This window comes from Pseudomonas sp. SWRI18 (assembly GCF_014268345.1).
GTDB lineage: Bacteria > Pseudomonadota > Gammaproteobacteria > Pseudomonadales > Pseudomonadaceae > Aquipseudomonas > Aquipseudomonas cedrina.
In genome coordinates this window covers 139,351-156,117 of the sequence record NZ_JACCQQ010000006.1, presented here as the reverse complement: position 1 = coordinate 156,117, position 16,767 = coordinate 139,351, and the positions used below count along the sequence as shown (strand labels likewise).

The 16,767-nt window shown below is 62.2% G+C and carries 17 protein-coding genes; 11 read left to right on the top strand and 6 right to left on the bottom strand.

From position 1 onward, the window contains the following. The first annotated feature begins 90 nt into the window (after positions 1-90). The 7 genes from H0Z09_RS09510 (at position 91) to tal (ending at position 7,289) form a co-directional block, all read left to right on the top strand. On the top strand, positions 91-1,098 hold the full coding sequence (locus H0Z09_RS09510; RefSeq protein WP_186689934.1) for an ABC transporter permease: 1,008 nt from the start codon (positions 91-93) through the stop codon (positions 1,096-1,098). A gap of 50 nt (positions 1,099-1,148) precedes the next feature. Continuing rightward, positions 1,149-2,081 (top strand): sugar ABC transporter substrate-binding protein, encoded by a 933-nt coding sequence (locus H0Z09_RS09505; protein WP_186689932.1) that lies wholly within the window; start codon positions 1,149-1,151, stop codon positions 2,079-2,081. A 15-nt stretch (positions 2,082-2,096) separates the two neighbouring features. Further along, the gene (locus tag H0Z09_RS09500; protein ID WP_186689930.1) at positions 2,097-3,605 is read left to right on the top strand and encodes a sugar ABC transporter ATP-binding protein; all 1,509 of its coding nucleotides are present in this window, start codon (positions 2,097-2,099) and stop codon (positions 3,603-3,605) included. Positions 3,606-3,766: 161 nt separating this feature from the next. Next, positions 3,767-4,531 (top strand): SDR family oxidoreductase, encoded by a 765-nt coding sequence (locus tag H0Z09_RS09495; RefSeq protein ID WP_076950712.1) that lies wholly within the window; start codon positions 3,767-3,769, stop codon positions 4,529-4,531. 9 nt (positions 4,532-4,540) lie between these two features. Then, positions 4,541-5,341, top strand: coding sequence for an SDR family oxidoreductase (locus tag H0Z09_RS09490; RefSeq protein WP_186689928.1), 801 nt, complete (start codon positions 4,541-4,543; stop codon positions 5,339-5,341). A gap of 45 nt (positions 5,342-5,386) precedes the next feature. After that, positions 5,387-6,340 carry a sugar-binding transcriptional regulator gene (locus H0Z09_RS09485; protein WP_076950714.1) on the top strand — a complete coding sequence of 318 codons (954 nt, stop codon included), beginning with the start codon at positions 5,387-5,389 and terminating at the stop codon, positions 6,338-6,340. 25 nt (positions 6,341-6,365) lie between these two features. Further along, a complete protein-coding gene (gene tal / locus H0Z09_RS09480) occupies positions 6,366-7,289 on the top strand; it encodes a transaldolase (protein ID WP_076950715.1) in 924 nt (307 codons plus the stop codon). Positions 7,290-7,558: 269 nt separating this feature from the next. Here tal and aqpZ read toward each other — a convergent pair whose 3' ends face one another. Then, the gene (aqpZ, locus tag H0Z09_RS09475) at positions 7,559-8,254 is read right to left on the bottom strand and encodes an aquaporin Z (protein WP_186689926.1); all 696 of its coding nucleotides are present in this window, start codon (positions 8,252-8,254) and stop codon (positions 7,559-7,561) included. Between the two features lie 225 nt (positions 8,255-8,479). Between aqpZ and H0Z09_RS09470 the strand changes: the two genes are divergently transcribed. Together H0Z09_RS09470 and nadS are read left to right on the top strand one after the other, a co-directional pair. Continuing rightward, the gene (locus H0Z09_RS09470; RefSeq protein ID WP_186689924.1) at positions 8,480-8,794 is read left to right on the top strand and encodes a type II toxin-antitoxin system RelE/ParE family toxin; all 315 of its coding nucleotides are present in this window, start codon (positions 8,480-8,482) and stop codon (positions 8,792-8,794) included. 2 nt (positions 8,795-8,796) lie between these two features. Then, a complete protein-coding gene (gene nadS / locus H0Z09_RS09465; protein ID WP_065885023.1) occupies positions 8,797-9,084 on the top strand; it encodes a NadS family protein in 288 nt (95 codons plus the stop codon). Between the two features lie 28 nt (positions 9,085-9,112). On the opposite strand, the gene H0Z09_RS09460 is transcribed toward nadS, so the two are convergent. After that, positions 9,113-10,297, bottom strand: a complete 1,185-nt coding sequence (locus H0Z09_RS09460) for a sugar transporter (protein WP_186689922.1) — start codon at positions 10,295-10,297, stop codon at positions 9,113-9,115. An 88-nt stretch (positions 10,298-10,385) separates the two neighbouring features. Next, a complete protein-coding gene (locus H0Z09_RS09455; RefSeq protein ID WP_076950718.1) occupies positions 10,386-11,384 on the bottom strand; it encodes a bile acid:sodium symporter family protein in 999 nt (332 codons plus the stop codon). An 85-nt stretch (positions 11,385-11,469) separates the two neighbouring features. Here H0Z09_RS09455 and H0Z09_RS09450 point away from each other — a divergent pair, with 85 nt between their 5' ends. Together H0Z09_RS09450 and H0Z09_RS09445 are read left to right on the top strand one after the other, a co-directional pair. Further along, positions 11,470-12,258, top strand: a complete 789-nt coding sequence (locus H0Z09_RS09450) for a helix-turn-helix transcriptional regulator (protein ID WP_186689920.1) — start codon at positions 11,470-11,472, stop codon at positions 12,256-12,258. A 479-nt stretch (positions 12,259-12,737) separates the two neighbouring features. Then, entirely contained in the window at positions 12,738-13,169 is a 432-nt protein-coding gene (locus H0Z09_RS09445; protein ID WP_186689918.1) for a hypothetical protein, read from the top strand. A gap of 191 nt (positions 13,170-13,360) precedes the next feature. Here the strand turns inward: H0Z09_RS09445 and H0Z09_RS09440 are convergent, their stop codons facing one another. The 3 genes from H0Z09_RS09440 to H0Z09_RS09430 all read right to left on the bottom strand — a co-directional run bounded on the left by H0Z09_RS09440 (position 13,361) and on the right by H0Z09_RS09430 (position 16,758). Next, positions 13,361-14,608, bottom strand: a complete 1,248-nt coding sequence (locus H0Z09_RS09440) for a zinc-dependent alcohol dehydrogenase (RefSeq protein WP_076950722.1) — start codon at positions 14,606-14,608, stop codon at positions 13,361-13,363. 81 nt (positions 14,609-14,689) lie between these two features. Then, on the bottom strand, positions 14,690-15,808 hold the full coding sequence (locus H0Z09_RS09435) for a carboxylate-amine ligase (protein WP_186689915.1): 1,119 nt from the start codon (positions 15,806-15,808) through the stop codon (positions 14,690-14,692). Between the two features lie 5 nt (positions 15,809-15,813). Then, positions 15,814-16,758, bottom strand: a complete 945-nt coding sequence (locus H0Z09_RS09430; protein WP_186689913.1) for a class I SAM-dependent methyltransferase — start codon at positions 16,756-16,758, stop codon at positions 15,814-15,816. Positions 16,759-16,767: the final 9 nt, after the last annotated feature.

Genomic DNA, 16,767 nt, shown 5'->3' with positions numbered 1-16,767 from the left:
GTGTCACTGGAATCTGAATTAACAGTCAGGCACGCATAAATATTCAGGCGACCTGAAAGCACTCCAAAAAAAACAACTCAGGAGAACACTGTGGACGCCAAAGCTATTGTCCAGCACCCGTCCGAACTCAAGCCGCCGCCCCGCCCACGCCTGGTGAAACTCCTGCCCAGTAACATCGGCGGCCCGCTGATCGGGCTGGTATTGCTGGTGCTGGTCTTCTCCTTCAGTTCCGAATTCTTCTTTTCCTTGCGCAATGGCCTGAACATCCTTGATCAGGTCACGGTACTGGGCATCCTGGCGATCGGCATGACGGCTGTGATCGTGATTGGCGGTATCGACCTGTCGGTGGGGTCGGTGCTGGCATTCTCGATGATGATGCTCGGCTGGCTCTATCAGGATCAGGCCGTGCCGCTGGGCCTGGCGATTCCGATCTCGATCGCCACCGGCATGCTTGCCGGGCTGGTGTCCGGCGGGCTGATCACCTACGCCAAGCTGCCACCCTTCATTGCAACGCTGACCATGATGTCGGTGGCGCGCGGTCTGGCGAATATCCTTACCGAAGGCCGCCAGGTCGTCGGCTACCCGGAATGGTTCACCAGCCTGGCCACGGTGCGGCATTTCGGCTTTCTCTCGGCCACTGTCGGGCTGTTCCTGGTGATGCTGGTGCTGGCCTGGGTGTTCCTGCGCTTTCGGGCCGGTGGGCGCAACCTGTATGCCATGGGCGGCAGCCCGGAAGTGGCGCGCCTGTCAGGCATCAAGGTGCGCGCGATCACCCTTTGGGTGTACGCCATCAGTGGCGCCCTTGCCGGTATCGCTGCCGTCACCCTGGCCGCGCGCCTCGACTCTTCCCAACCCAGCGCCGGCCTGAGCCTGGAACTGGACGCCATCGCCGCCGTGGTGATTGGCGGCGCCAGCCTCAACGGTGGCGTCGGCAGCATCGGCGGCACCTTGGTCGGCGTGTTGATCATTGGCGTGTTGCGCAATGGCCTCAACCTGCTGGGCGTCTCGCCCTTTATCCAACAAGTGGTGATCGGCGTGGTCATCGCCCTCGCCGTCACCATCGACACCCTGCGACGCCGCTCCAGCACTGCCCGTTAAACCTGTTCGACAGTTGACACCCTCCAACAATAAAACCAGGAGTCACCGACATGTTCAGCCCCAAGAAACTGCTCATCGCCACCGCGCTGGCGGCCGCTACCCTCTCTGCCGCCGGCACCACCTGGGCCAAGGACCTGACCATCGGCCTGGCCGTGGCCAACCTGCAGGCCGACTTCTTCAACCAGATCAAGCAATCGGTGGAAGCCGAGGGCAAGGCCAAGGGGATCAAGGTGATCACCGTGGATGCCCAGGGCAACTCCTCGACCCAGGTCAGCCAGATTGAAGACTTGATCACCCGCCAGATCGACGTGCTGATCTACATCCCGGCGGGCGCCACCGCCGCCGGCGTACCGGTAAAAGCCGCCAAGGCCGCCGGCATCCCGGTGATCGCCGTCGACCGCAACGCCCCCGACGCACCCGGCGATACCTTCATCGCCAGCGACAGCGTGGCCGGCGCCAAGACCCTGGCCGAATACGTCGGCAAGGTCACCGACGGCAAGGGCCGCATCGCGATCCTGCAAGGCCAGATCGGTACCACGCCGGAGAACGATCGCGCCAAGGGTTTTGAAGAAGGCCTGAAAGCCTTCCCGGACCTCAAGGTGGTCGCCCAGCAACCAGCCGAATGGGCCCAGGACAAAGGCTTCGCCGTGGCCCAGGACCTGCTCCAGCGTGACCCGAACATCACTGTGTTCTTCGGCCGTGCCGATGCCATGGCCCTGGGTGCCGCGCAGGCGGTGAAAATCGGCAACCTGGACCATAAGGTCGTGGTGGTCGGTTTTGACGGTGACGTCGCCGGGCTCAAGGCCGTGCAAAGTGGTGTGCTGAACGCAACCATGACCCAGCAGACGCAGAAAATGGGCCGTATGGCCGTGGCTTCCGCCATCGACCTCAAAGCCGGCAAAGACGTGCCCAAGGAACAACTGCTGCCCACCGTGTTGACCACCAAAGACAACGTCGCGCCGTTCCTGCAACAGCACCCGTAAGCCTTGGAGATCGTGATGAAAGCAGCAGCGTTGCAGACGTCCACGGACGCGGTGTTGTGCCTGCGCAATATCAGCAAGGCCTATGGGCCGGTGCAGGTACTGTCGCAGGTCAACGTCGACATTCGCCCCGGCGAAGTGTTGGCCCTGCTCGGTGAAAACGGCGCGGGGAAATCGACTTTGTCGTCGATCATCGCAGGCCTGGTGCAACCGGAGGCCGGGGGCAGCATGACCTGGCTCGGCGAGCCTTACGCCCCGGGTTCGCCGGGGGCCGCGTTGAGCGCCGGGATCGGCCTGATCCATCAGGAAATCCGCCTGCTGCCGCAATTGTCGATCGCCGAGAATATCTTCGTCGGTCGCCTGCCCATGCGTTACGGGCGGGTGGACCGCGAGTACATGGAGGTCCAGGCGCAGATCCAGCTGGAACGCCTGGGGCTCAAGGTGCTGGCGTCGCGCAAGGTCGAAGGCCTCAGCGTGGCGGCCCAGCAACTGGTGGAAATCGCCAAGGCGTTGACCCTCAAGGCCAGCCTGTTGATTCTCGATGAACCCACCGCTGCGTTGGGCGGGGACGAAACCGAGTTGTTGTTCAAGCAGGTGGAACGTCTGAAGGCCGAGGGTGTGTCGTTTATCTACATCAGCCATCGCCTCGAAGAAATCGCACGCATCGCCGACCGCGTGCTGGTGCTGCGCGACGGTCGGCAGATCGCCCTGCACGCCACGGCGCAAGTGCCGGTGCGCGAATTGGTCGAGCAGATGGTCGGGCGCAGCCTGGAGCGGATTTTCCCCGCGCTTGCGCCTCCCCAGGCCCAGGTGGTGCTGCAGGTCAAGGATTTGAGTTGCCGCGAATTCGCCTTGCACGGCATCGATTTCAGCGTGCGCGCCGGTGAAGTGTTCGGCATCGCCGGTGTTGTCGGCGCCGGGCGGACCGAACTGGTGCGCACCATTGCCGGCGCGGCCCAGGATATCCGCGGGCATATGGTGCTCGATGGCCAGGTGCGTCAACTGCGCTCGCCATTCGAAGCCATCCAGGCCGGTGTGGTGCTGGTGCCCGAGGACCGCAAACAGCAAGGCGTGGTGGTGGAACATCGCATCGAAGACAACCTGATCTACGGCAACACCGACCTGCTGGATAAGCGCGGTTGGGTGTTCCCCGCCCCGCTGCGCGAGTTCGCGCGCACGGCGGTGGCGCGCCTCGGGGTCAAAGGCGCGCCGCAGTCGCGGATCTCCAGCTTGTCCGGCGGTAATCAGCAGAAAGTGATCATTGCCAAATGGCTGGCGCGCAATCCCAAGGTGTTCATCCTCGATGAGCCGACGCGCGGCATAGACGTGGGCGCGCGGGCGGCGATTTATGAGGTGATCGCGGACCTGGCGGCCAAGGGCATGGCGGTGATCGTGGTGAGTTCGGACCTGGATGAAGTGCTGGGTTTGTCCCATCGGGTGATGGTGATGAGCCGGGGCCGGCAGATGGGAATTCTGGAACGTGGCGAGGCTACGCCGGTTTCGGTGATGGAAATGGCTACGGCCTGAGAGACAGTGGAGATCCAATGTGGGAGCGGCGGTGCGACGATTCGACTTGCTCGCGAATGCGGTGGGTCAGTTAATAAACTCAGTGACTGATACACCGCATTCGCGAGCAAGCCCGCTCCCACAGTTTGGATCTAGGGTGTATTCAAAATTTGGAGTCGTTCATGCAACTTTTCAGTCTTCAAGGCCAAGTGGCCTTCGTCACCGGTGCCGGCAGCGGCATCGGCCAGGCCATCGCCGTCGGCCTGGCCGAAGCCGGGGCGGATGTGGCGTGTTTTGATTTGCCCGGCAGTCCGGGAATTGGCAGCACCGTCGAACGCATCCAGGCCCTCGGCCGCCGTGCCCTGGCCCTCAGCGGCACGGTCACCGAGCGCGCCGCCCTGGACGCCGCCGTCGCCCGCACCGAGGCAGAACTGGGCGAGCTCAGCGTGGCGGTCAACTGCGCCGGCATCGCCAACGCCCAGGCCGCCGAGGACCTGGAGCTGCAACGCTGGCAGACCATGCTGGACATCAACCTCACCGGCATCTTCCTCAGCTGCCAGGCGCAGGCTGCGGTGATGCTGCCGCGTGGCAAGGGCGCCATTGTCAATATCGCCTCCATGTCCGGCAGCATCGTCAACCGTGGCCTGTTGCAGGCGCACTACAACACCTCCAAGGCCGGGGTGATCCACCTGAGCAAAAGCCTGGCGATGGAATGGGCCGACAAGGGCCTGCGCGTCAATTGCATCAGCCCCGGCTACACCGCCACGCCGATGAACTCACGGCCGGAAGTGGCCGACCAGGTGAAGATCTTTGAACAGACCACGCCCATGGGCCGCATGGCCAGCGTGGAAGAAATGGTCGGGCCGGCGATCTTTCTGGTCAGCCAGGCATCGTCTTTCTGCACCGGTGTCGACCTGTTGGTCGATGGCGGCTTTGTGTGCTGGTAGGAGTTAGTCATGTCGCAACGTTTCAGCGGTAAAACCGTAGTCATCACCGGCGCCTGCCGTGGCATCGGCGCCGGCATTGCCGAGCGTTTCGCCCAGGAAGGCGCCAACCTGGTACTGGCCTCCAACGACCTGGAGCGGGTGACGTTCACTGCCGACCAGTTGGCCCAGGCGTACAAAGTCGAGGTGCTGGCCCTGGGCATCGACGTCACGGACGAAAGTGATATCGAAAAACTCTATCGCGAAGGCCACACGCGCTTTGGCAGCATCGACGTGTCGGTACAGAACGCCGGCATCATCACCATCGACCACTACGACAAAATGCCCCGCGCCGACTTCGACAAGGTGCTGCAAGTCAACACCACCGGCGTGTGGCTGGGTTGCAGGGAAGCGGCCAAGTACATGGTCAAGCAAGGCAGCGGCCGCTTGATCAATACCTCGTCGGGCCAGGGCCGCCAGGGTTTCATTTACACGCCCCACTACGCCGCGAGCAAAATGGGCGTGATCGGCATCACCCAGAGCCTGGCGCTGGAGTTGGCGCGGCATAACATCACGGTGAATGCGTTCTGCCCCGGCATCATCGAAAGCGAAATGTGGGACTACAACGACCGCGTATGGGGCGAGATCCTCAGCACCGACGAAAAACGCTACGGCAAGGGTGAACTGATGGCCGAATGGGTCAAGAACATCCCCTTGCGCCGTGCCGGCAAGCCTGCGGATGTCGCGGGACTGGTGGCGTTCCTGGCGTCCGATGACGCGGCGTACCTGACCGGCCAGGCGATCAATATCGACGGCGGCCTGATCATGTCGTAAGGGTTTGGTATCCTCACCCGCATTGATGTCATCACTGAGGCCTTCATGAGCCAGATCGAAGAACAGCGCCTGATCACCAAGATCGCGAGCCTCTATTACGAAGAAGGGCTCAAGCAGTCCGAAATATCGGCGCAACTGGACTTGTCCCAGTCGTTTATCAGCCGCGCCCTGCGCCGGGCGCTGCAGGACGGCGTGGTGAAGATCAGCGTGATGCGCCTGCAAGGCCTGCACCTGGAGCTGGAAACCCAATTGCAACGCCGCTACGGCGTGCGCCGAGTGATCGTGGTGGAAGCCACCGAGCCCGGCAGTGATGAAAGCATCAAGCAGGCCATTGGTTCGGCTGCCGCCCATTACCTGGAAACCAGCCTGTCGCCGCAGGACCATATCGGCATTTCGTCATGGAGCAGCACCATCCGCGCCATGGTCGGCCACCTGCACGCGCAACCGGGCAAACAGGCTGCCCAGGAAGTGGTGCAACTGTTGGGCGGTGTCGGCCACAAGGGCGCGTTTGAAGCCACCCTGCTCACCCAGCGCCTGGCCACCCTGCTCAACTGCCCGGCGTATCTGCTGCCGTCGCAGAGCATCGAGCAATCGGTGCAGAGCAAGCAGCGCATCGTGCAGATGGAAGAGGTCAAGGAAGTGCTGCAGCGCTTTGACAGCATCACCCTGGCGATTGTCGGCATCGGCGAGCTGGAGCCCTCGCAACTGCTGCGCAACAGCGGCAACTACTACACTGAAGACATGCTGCGCCTGTTGGCCGAGCGCGGTGCCGTGGGTGATATCTGCCTGCGCTACTTCGATGCCCAGGGCCAGCCGGTGCTGGAAGAAGATGAAGAATTCGTCGTATCGGTGGCGCTGCCCAAATTGCGCAATATCCAGCGCGTGCTCGGGCTGGCCGGCGGGTTGAACAAGGTCCAGGCGATTCGCGGTGCGCTCAAGGGCGGCTACCTGGACATCCTGATCACCGATCTGGACACGGCGCAGGCGCTGAACCAGTAACCCCATTTCTGGAGAACAACCGCTCATGACATCCAAGCTCGAACAACTCAAGCAATTCACCACCGTGGTCTGCGACACCGGCGACCTGGAGGCCATCAGCCGGCTGAAACCGGTCGATGCCACCACCAACCCGTCGCTGCTGCTCAAAGCCTCGGCGATCGCACACTACGGCGACATCCTGCGCGAAGCGCTCGACCTGTCCAAGGGCGATCTCGGCCTGGCCTGCGACCAGTTTTCGGTGGCGGTCGGTTGCGGGATTCTCAAGGTGATCCCGGGGCGCATCTCCACCGAAGTCGATGCGCGCCTGTCGTTCGACGAAGACGCGCTGTGGGCCAAGGCCAACCAGCTTATCGAGCTGTATGACAAGGCCGGCGTCGGCCGCGATCGCGTGCTGATCAAGCTGGCCTCCACCTGGGAAGGCATCCGCACCGCCGAGCGCCTGGAAAAGGCCGGTATCCAGACCAACCTGACCCTGCTGTTCTCCTTCGCCCAGGCCCAGGCATGCGCCGACGCGGGCGTGTTCCTCATCTCTCCGTTTGTGGGCCGCATCTACGACTGGTACCGCAAGAGCACGGGCCTGGACTACACCGGCGTGGATGACCCCGGCGTGCAGTCGGTGACGCGCATCTACAACTACTACAAGGCCAACGGCATTAAGACCGTGGTCATGGGCGCGAGCTTTCGCACCCTCAGCCAGATCGAACAACTGGCGGGCTGTGACCGCTTGACCATCAGCCCCGAGTTGCTGCAAAAACTCGATGAAGACCAGGGCACCCTGGAACGCAAACTGCTGCCGGGCGCGGCCGGCGAAGCGCGCCAGTCCATCAACGAGGCGCAATTTCGCTGGGCCTCCAACGAAGATGCGATGGCCACCGAAAAGTTGGCCGAAGGCATCCGCCAGTTTGCGCGGGACCAGGAAAAACTCGAAGCCGTACTGGCTGCGCTGTGATGCCCCTACCGCCATAGGCTTCGGTGTTGCACGGTTCCTGTGGCGAGGGAGCTTGCTCCCGTGGCGGCCTGATAGCCGCCAGCGTCCTAGTCAGGTGTAAATCGATCAAAATGTGGGAGCGGGCTTGCTCGCGAAGGCGGTGTGTCAGCTATAAATCCGGCGGCTGATCCACCGCTTTCGCAGGCAAGCCAGCTCCCACAGGGGATTGATGGTGTCCGCCAGTCCTGTGCCTGGCACCGAAAAACTGTGGGAGCGGGCTCGCCCGCGAATCACTTCTCGCCCAATGTGCGAGCCGCCAACGCCCCCAACACCCCGCCAACAATCGGCGCCAGCCAGAACACCCAAAGCTGCGAAAGGTACTCAGCCCCGGCAAACACGGCAGGCCCGGTACTGCGTGCCGGGTTGACCGACGTATTGGTTACCGGGATCAGCACCAGGTGAATCAAGGTCAGCGCCAGGCCAATGGCAATTGGCGCAAAGCCCGGAGCAGCCCCCGGTGCAGTCACACGCATAATGATGAATACGAAGAAAAACGTGGCGATCAGCTCGGCCAACAGTGCGGCCTTCAGGTCAAAGAGGCCTGGGCTCAGGGGGCCGTAACCGTTGGCGGCAAAACCACCCACAGTGAAACCAGGCTGCCCGTTGGCAATCAGGTACAACGCCGCCGCCGCAGCGATCGCTCCGGCAACCTGCGCCGCGATATACGGCAGTACATCACCCGCAGCAATCCGCCGCCCTGCCCATAGGCCAATGGTCACCGCCGGGTTGAAGTGCCCACCTGAAATCCCCCCGACGGCGTAGGCCATGGTCAGCACAGTGAGACCAAACGCCAGCGCAACGCCCACGAAACCGATGCCCAACCCCGGAAAGGCCGCCGCCAGAATGGCGCTGCCACAGCCGCCGAACGTCAGCCAGAAAGTACCGATAAACTCGGCGGTCAAACGCTTTTGCACAATCGACTCCATTGCTGCTCAAGTGCCGTCACCACAGGAGGTGGGCGGTCGCCGGCGACGGTAGCAATGGGTATCAAAATGCTGTGTAGGACTTATCTGGAGTCCTGCGCCCAAGACAGGTTGAGGCTCAAGCGCGACGGGTTCGTTTGCACAAAACCCGCTTACAACTAATCAGATGATCCATGCCTGCGACTGCACTAGCATTGCCGACTACTAAGTCAATGGCGTACATTTGCTATGATTTTTATCGAAACCGCAGTTTTCACCCGGCGCGTAACGGAGTTGATGAATCACGATGCCTATCTGGGTTTGCAGGTAGCGTTGATGTTGAATCCCCATGCTGGAGATGTGATCGAAGGAACGGCCGGCATCCGAAAGCTGCGCATTGCCTCCAAAGGCCACGGCAAACGAGGCGGTGCCAGAGTGATTTATTATCACTTTGTAACGGCTTCAAAAATCGCGTTATTGATGATCTATCCAAAAAACGAACAGCAAGACCTGACAAACGATGAACGCAAAACACTGAAAGCCGTCATCGAACACTGGAGATAACCATGAGCAAATTCTTCGATGAGCTAATGGAAAGCGTGCAACAGATGGACGAAATCGTCCGAGGCGAGCGCCAGCCCTCTCGCCAATTTATTGTTGACGCGCTTCAAGTCAAAAAAATTCGTAAGACAACAGGCCTGACTCAAGCCAAATTCGCCGCAATGATCGACGTTCAGATTGGCACACTGCGTAATTGGGAACAGGGGCGACGCGAACCGACTGGCCCAGCAAAGGCGCTGTTGAGGGCCATTCACAACGACCCTGTACATGTGTTGAATGCGTTGGCGCCTTAACCGACGTCGGCGGGCGCGGGAGCTTGGATCAGGTTCCCGCCACACCCTGCCCAAACCTCCTGATCGCCAGGCAATACCCCACCAACGCCAGCGCCGCCAGCAACCCGCCCGCCGCGCCGATCCAGGCGAAGCCGAACTGGCTGCCGACCCAACTGCCCACCAGGGCGCCGCCGCCGATGCCGATGTTGTAGATGCCGGAGAACATCGCCATGGCCACGTCGGTCGCATCCGGTGCCAGCACCAGCACCTTCGATTGCATGGCCAGGCCAAAGCCCATGATCGCCATGCCCCAGAAAACGCTCAGTACCATCAGGTAGGACTGCGCACCGCTCAACGGCAACAGCAGTGCCAGGCAGGCGGCCAGGATAAACACTGCGCCGACCACGAACAGGTGAGGATTGATGCGGTGCACCAGGCTGAACAGCAGCGAGCCGATGATGCCCGCGCCGCCAAAGACCAGCAGGATCAAGGTCACCGCGCTGCCACTCATGCCGGCCACGCCTTCGACGAAGGGTTCAATGTAGCTGTAGGCGGTGAATTGCGCGGTCACGGTCATGGCGGTGAGCACGTAGAGCGCCACCAGCGCGGGCCGCTTGAATAGCAAAGGCAGGCTGCGCAGGGAGCCGGAGTTCTGGCTCGGCAGCAGCGGCAAGGTGCGCGCCAGCCAGAACACCAGTGCGGCGGCGAACGCGCCGATCACCAGGAAGGTGGTGCGCCAACCCATGGCTTCGCCGAGCAGACGGCCCAGCGGGATGCCCAGGACCATCGCCAGGGAGGTGCCGGTGGCCAGCAGGCCGAGGGCTTGCACTTGCTTGCCCTCAGGCGCCAGGCGTACCGCCAGTGAGGCGGTGATCGACCAGAACAAGGCGTGGGACAAGGCAATGCCGATGCGGCTGAGCATCAGCAGGCCAAAACTGGTGGCGACGCTGGACAGGATGTGGCTGACGATAAACAGGCAGAACAGCACGATCAGCAGCTTGCGTCGTTCGATGTTGCGGGTCAGCAGCATCACCGGCAACGAGGTCAGGGACACGATCCAGGCGTAGATGGTGAGCATCAGCCCGACGCTTGCAACCGGCATGTCGAAGCTGGCGCCGATGGCGCTGAGCAGCCCGACGGGCACGAATTCGGTGGTATTGAACACAAAGGCGGCCAACGCGAGGGCGATGACCGGTTGCCAATTGGCTTGGGGGGTTGCGGCTGAAATGCTCATTGACGGGTCGGTCTACTCAGTTTCCGCGCTGATCAAGCCGGCCCAGTGCCGGCCCTTGAGCAGCGCGGAAAAATAGTAACACGCCGCCTCAAGGATCGACTTGCGCCATCAGCTCCGGGATCGATTCCGGTCGCTTGGCGTAACGCTGGGCCAGCGCCGCGCACACCATCAACTGGATCTGGTGAAACAACATCAACGGCAGGATCAAGACGCCCATGGTCGAGGCGGCAAACAACACCTGAGCCATCGGCACACCAGTCGCCAGGCTTTTCTTCGAACCACAGAACAGGATGGTGATGCGGTCTTCCTGATTGAAGCCAAAAGCCTTGCCCAGCAAGGTCGCAGCCACCAGCACCAAGGCCAGCAACACGCAGCAGGCCACCACCAGGCCGCCCAGTTCCCAGAGTGGAATCTGCTGCCAGATACCTTCGTTCACCGCTTGGCTGAACGCACCGTAGACCACCAGCAGGATCGAACCCTGGTCGACGAATTTCAGCCAGGATTTATTGCGCCCCACCCATGCGCCGATCCAGCGCCGGGCAATTTGCCCTGCGACAAATGGAAGCAGCAGTTGCACGCTGATTTTGAGGATGGCGTCGACGGTTGAACCGCCTTCACCGTGAACATTCATCAGCAAGGTCACCAACAACGGGGTCAGGAAAATCCCGAACAGGCTCGACGCCGCCGCGCTGCAAATCGCCGCCGGGATGTTGCCGCGCGCCAGCGAGGTGAAGGCAATCGCCGATTGCACCGTGGCCGGCAACGCGCAGAGGTAGAGCATGCCCATGTACAGGTCTTTGCCGATCAGCGGCGAGAGCACCGGCTTGAGCGCCAGGCCCAGCAGCGGAAACAAGACGAAGGTCAGGCTGAACACCAGCAGGTGCAGACGCCAATGGCCGGCGCCGGCTACGATGGCCTGGCGCGACAGCTTGGCGCCGTGCAGGAAAAACAGCAGCGCGATCGCCAGGTTGGTGACCCAACCGAACGCCACGGCGGTCTGGCCGCTGGCGGGCAGCAGGGAGGCGAGGATCACCGTGGCGATCAGCGTCAGGGTGAAGTTGTCGGGCAGGAAACGGGGGCGAGTCATAAGCAGCATCTTCCGGGGTTGCCAAGAGCGTCACGGCGACTCTAACGTAATGGCTTGTTACCGACTAACGCCAAAGAGCCAGTAAATGCCGCCTAAAGGACATGAAAAAACCGTCCGCCGCAGTGTGCCCGGGCTTTCCAGCCTGCCACGACCGGTGTATGGGCGCACCGAATCCCTGCCGAACCGTGCGCTGACCCGCCGGCACAGCCACCCATGGGTGCAATTGTCGTACGCCATTTCCGGGGTGCTGGAGATCCAGACCAGTGTCGGCCGCTTCGTGGCGCCGCCGCAGCGGGCCGTCTGGATTCCGGCGGGCATGCCGCACCGCGTCTTCAGCTCGCCCCACACGGAAATGCGCAGCCTGTACCTCGACTGCAGCGTCACGGCCTGGGCGGTGGAACGCTGTCATGTGTTGGAGGTGAGCAGCTTGCTGCGCGAGTTGATCCGCAGTTTCAGCGAGTTGCCGGTGGAGTATGCCAAGGATGGGCCGGATGGGCGCCTGGCCCAAGTGGTCCTGGATCAGTTGGCGGCGGCGCCACAGGTCGACCTGATGCTACCGCTGCCGTTGGACCCGCGTTTGCGGCAGATCTATCGCAGCCTGAACCAGCGCCCGGAGCAGCAGACGACCTTGGGGCAATGGAGCCAGAAGCTGGGGGTGAGCGAGAAGACGCTCAGCCGGTTGTTTTTCAGTGATACCGGGCTGACGTTCCGGGCGTGGCGCCAGCGCCTGCGACTGCTGAACGCCCTGCCCGCTTTGGAGCAAGGCGAACGCGTGACCGATGTGGCGTTGGGGTGTGGGTATGAATCGACGTCGGCGTTTATCAATGCGTTTCGCCAGCAGTTCGATGCGACGCCGGGGGAGTTTTTTCGCTGATATCACTGACACGCAGCAAATCCAATTGTGGGAGCTGGCTTGTCGGATCGCAGCATAGGTATCTACACATCTTTGTAGTGAGCGGGCTTGTCCCGCGCGGGGCTGCGAAGCGGCCCTAAAATCAGCCTCTGCGGAATGTCTGATACACCGCATTCTGCTTACGGGGGCTGCTTCGCAGCCCAACGCGGGACAAGCCCGCTCGCCACAACAGCCCGTTCGCTGAGTTTTCAGCGTCGAGCCAAAGTTGTGTAGGTACCTATGGCTATCGCAGGCAAGCCAGCTCCCGGGGCGGGCACGGCGCTGCGGTCCTTTTCGCTGAAGTCCGCGAGGGTTTTGACGTTCGGGTTATCGAGGGTAGCCACGATTTTCAAGACGGGAAAAGACTATCTGGATCTATTGTTATGCTAATAGCCCACAAACGGGCGGCTGGCTGGTAAGGTGCCGCCCTTTGACTGACCGCACACAGTGAGGAATGGACGTTGGACACTGACGAAAAAATGACCGGGGACTTGTTCGAGGTCGATAAGCGCCTGTCACTCAAGCCCGTGATGGACTTCAACGCCTACCTGCGCAGTGCTTTCGGTGACGGCCCGTGTACCTGCATCCGCTGCATCGCCAGCAAGGGCGATGAAAGCGGCTACGCCTACCAGCACAACTTCACCTTTCATGGCAAACCCGCCCACCGTCGTTTCGCCTCCACGGCAGGAAGCGATGTGTTGGCGATGCTGAAGAAGGCGTGGTTGTCGTACGCCAAGGCCGAGTTGCCGCTCAGCGGCGTGTTGGTGCTGGATACCGTAAAGGCGTTTGTCGAGCCGCAACTGCATAACCGCATTGCGCCGCTGTTCCTGGCCAGTGGGTTGGTCAAGGATGTGGAAGGCCAGTTGCAGATTCAGCCGCAAGCTGCGGCCTGATTCACTGCCCTGATTGTAGTGAGCGGGCTTGCCCCGCGCTGGGTGGCGAAGCCGCCCCAAACCAGGCGACTCGGTTTCGTCCGTAAATCGCGGCGACTGCATTAGGGCGGCTTCGCCACCCGGCGCGGGGCAAGCCCGCTCACTACAATTTGAATCGGGCGAGCAGACCGATAGTAGGCATTGCGTTCGGCTTATAAGCCAGGCACGCCCTGCATGCGCAACTCAGGTGTAAGCTCCTCTTCCAGCGGCTCGGTCAACGGCCGGTCGCTCATCCCCGGCAGCAGGATCACCTTGCGGCAGTCCTCTTCGGCCTTGTCGAACAGCTCATAGCCGCGTGCCGCCTGCTCCAGGGACAGGCGATGGGTGATGATCGCCTCGGGGTTCAGGTGCCCCAGTTCGATATGCTCCAGCAGTTCCGGCAGAAAGCGATGCACATGGGTCTGGCCCATCTTGAAGGTCAGGCCCTTGTCAAAGGCGTCGCCGAACATAAAGCCGTGGATAAACCCGGCGTACACCCCGGCCACGCTCACCACCCCGCCGCGGCGCACGGCGGCGATGCATTGGCGCAAGGCCTTGCCGCTGCTGCCTTCGATCTTGAGGGTGGTGAGGATGGTTTCAGTGGTGCTGCCCTTGGCCTCGAAACCAACGGCATCCACCACCCCGTCGACACCCCGCATGCCGCGTGTCTGGCGGATAATGGTGTCGGCCGGGTCATCGTCTTCCTCGAAATTGATCGGAATCACCCCATACATTTTTTGCGCATAGGCCAGCCGATAGGGATGGTCGTCGACCATGAAGATCTGCTCAGCGCCTAACATCTGCGCACAGGCGGCACTCAACAGGCCGACCGGGCCGGCGCCGTAGATCGCGACGCTGGAGCCTTTTTCGATGCCCGCGTTGATGACAGCCTGCCAGGCGGTGGGCAGGATGTCGGTGAGAAACAATACCTTGTCGTCCGCCAGCGTACCGGGCACTTTGAACGGCCCGGCGTTGGCCTTCGGCACACGCACCAGTTCGGCCTGGCCACCGGGAATGCCGCCATACAGGCGGCTGTAGCCGAACAGCGCCGCACCCGGTGGAATCGCCTTTTTGTTGAGGATCGCACCGCGCCCGTCGTTGGTGGTTTCGCAGGCGGCAAACAACTGCATCTGACAGAAAAAGCAGTCGCCACAGGCAATCACGAAAGGGATCACCACGCGGTCGCCGCGCTGCACCGCCGTGACCGCCGGGCCGGTTTCTTCGACGATGCCCATGAACTCGTGGCCGAAGATATCACCGTGCTCAACCGTCGGAATCTTGCCCCGATACAGGTGCAAATCCGAGCCGCAGATGGCGGTGGCGGTCACGCGCAGGATGATGTCGTCGGGTTGCTCGATGATGGGATCAGGTACCGTATCGACCTGCACTTTGTGCGCGCCTTGGAAGGTCATCGCTCGCATGCTCTGCACTCCAGATTGAAGGGATCAATTATTAAGGGGCCCTGTATTCGCCAGCGTTCCGTTGGTGTGGCGGGCAACCGATCAATGGTCACTGCGACTCTGGGCCAGCAACCTATCGACAACGCTTTGCACACTGCTCAGTTCATCTGCTCCGGCGGCGCGGGCGCAAGCGTAGCCACGCAGTTGGTCGACCGCGCTGTTGCCGGACAGCAGCAACCGGTGCAGGTCGTCGAACAGCTGCGGTTCGCCCAAGGCGTCGGCCGTGGCTGCGAATTCCAGCCGGGCGCCTTGCAACCACCGTTCGGCGCTGCCGAGGGTACCCAGGTCGTCCAGGGCGAAGGTGCCGGCCGCGCCGTAGCGCTTGGCCTGCCAGCGGTTTTCATGGAGCAGCCAGCGGCGCTCGGCGCTGAATAGTGCGCCTGGACAATCCAGCGCACAGGCATGCGTGACCATCACGCGAAACAAGGTTGCCAGCGCCAACGCATCCGTAAGCTTTGGGCATGCATCAGTGATGCGCAGCTCCAGGGTTGGATAGCGCGCCGACGGACGCACGCCCCACCACCCGTTGCCATCGGCCTTGATCGCGCCAATGCGCTGGAGCAACGCCAGGTAGCGCTGGTAGTCGGCCCAATCGGCAAAATGCTCCGGCACGCCCATGCGCGGCCATTCATCGCAGGCGGTCTGGCGATAGCTCATGAAGCCCGTGGGCGAACCCTCCCAGAACGGCGAAGAGCAACTGAGCAGCAGCAATAACGGCAACCAGGGCGAAACCTGATTCATCACCGCGATACGGTCGACCGTGGCGGGCACCTCGACATGCACGTGCAATCCGCAGAGCACGCTGCGTCGTGCTACGCGCTGGGTGTCCTCGAACAACCGCTGGAAATGAACGCGGTCCGTCGGCACTTGCTCACGCCACGCCGCCAGCGGATGGCTGCCGGCGCACACGATGCCCAGTCCAAACTCGCCCAGGGACCGTGCCAGGTTATGGCGCACCGTGCCCAGGTAATCCGCGGCCTCGCGGCGGGTGCGGAACACCGGCGAGGCCGCCTCGATCTGGCCCTGGAACATCTCGTAGGCAAAGCCTGTTCCAATGGCACTGCGACAGGCCGCCACCACCTCCCTTGCCGGTTGGCTGAGCATCCTGCGTGTGCTCAGGTCGGTAATGAAGTACTCCTCTTCAATGCCAAACGTGAGCATGACCGTCAGCGCAGGCGCGTGACGGTGAGCGCGACGACGGCAATCCTTTCCACGCGTTCGTAGCCGGGTTTAGCCAGCTCTTCACCAAACACGTCGGGGTCAAGCTCACGGTAGGTCCAGCCGAAGGCATCGCTGCCGACCAGTGGCTTGACCGCCGCCAGGAAGGGATCTTCTCCCGCGACAATCGCCACACCGGTGTACAGCACCAGGCTGCCCCCCAAGGCCAAGCGGCCCAGGGCTTCGCTGACGATACGCACGGACAACTGTTCACCCAGGGCCCCGCCGCCATGACGATAGGCGCGTTGGCGGTCGTCATTCATGTACGGCGGATTCGCCACGATCAGGTCGAACTCGCCTTCCACGCTCGCCAGCACGTCGCTGTGATAGGCCATAACGTTGCTCAGCCCGGCCAGCTCGGCGTTGACTGCGGTCATGCGCAGGGCGCGGGGGTTTATATCCACCGCCAGCACCTGGGCGTCGTGCCGCGCACGGGCGATGACCAGCGCACCGACACCGGCACCACAGCCGATATCCACCGCGCGGCGCACGGGCTCGAAGCGCTGCTGCAGATGCGCTTCGATCACTTGGGCGAACCGATAGCTGTCCGGCCCGAAAAACACCGCATCCGACTGCGTGGTCGGGTAGGCCGAATGTGCGAACAACAGATCTTCCAGGCTCGACCAGCGCACTGCGCTGCGCCACAGCGAATCGTGTTTTTCAACGACATCGGCTTGCAGCAGTTCCTCGCGCAACGCCGCCGGCAGCAGGTCGGCATCAAAGGACATCGACCATCCAAACACGTCGCGCAGGTCGTTCGCCAACGGTGAAGCCTGGCGCCCGAAGACGCGCTCGTGGGTCAAGGGCGTCGGCGTGATGAACCGGTAGCCGTTCTCCTTGAGGCCCCGGCCCAGATTGATCAAGGCGCGATCGGCCAGTTGTTGTGCAGACATGAACGACAT